The sequence below is a fragment of the Pseudidiomarina atlantica genome (assembly GCF_000753735.1).
GTDB lineage: Bacteria > Pseudomonadota > Gammaproteobacteria > Enterobacterales > Alteromonadaceae > Pseudidiomarina > Pseudidiomarina atlantica.
This window is the reverse complement of the sequence record NZ_JPIN01000025.1, coordinates 1-563: the sequence shown is the minus strand read 5'-3', so window position 1 is coordinate 563 and position 563 is coordinate 1. Positions and strand designations below refer to the sequence as shown.

The following is a 563-nucleotide window of genomic DNA, read 5'->3' as shown; positions in this document are numbered from 1 at the left end:
TTCCCGTTCGCTCGCCGCTACTAGGGAAATCTCGGTTGATTTCTTTTCCTCCGGGTACTTAGATGTTTCAGTTCTCCGGGTTTGCCTCTTACACCTATGTATTCAGTGCAAGATAGTGTGCAAGCACACTGGGTTGCCCCATTCGGAAATCCATGACTCAAGCGGCTCTTACTGCCTCATCATGGCTTATCGCAAGTTAGTACGTCCTTCATCGCCTCCAACTGCCTAGGCATCCACCGTCTACGCTTCGTCACTTAACCATACAACCCGAAAGTGTCTTCCGAGTTCTATGGGCTGTTCTCGATGCTGTACACAAGTTCGATACGCCTCTACCAAAATGGTTGATTCAAGTAGAGTGGCATTTCATTACTTTATTACAATCAGCTTGTTCATATTGTTAAAGAGCACGTAACATTCAGTTACTGATAACCATTCTCGTAAGAATGCTTAGCACTAACTTCGAAAGAAAGTGGTGGAGCCAAGCGGGATCGAACCGCTGACCTCCTGCGTGCAAGGCAGGCGCTCTCCCAGCTGAGCTATGGCCCCACAGGCCGCAGGCCTGT

Annotated in this window: 1 tRNA gene and 1 rRNA gene; both read right to left on the bottom strand. The window is 48.8% G+C overall.

The window, feature by feature from the left end:
• Nucleotides 1–260: ribosomal RNA gene (locus tag IDAT_RS12705) — 23S ribosomal RNA — on the bottom strand; the annotation flags it as partial.
• 210 nt (nt 261–470) lie between these two features.
• A tRNA-Ala gene (locus IDAT_RS12700) sits at nt 471–546 on the bottom strand.
• Nucleotides 547–563: the final 17 nt, after the last annotated feature.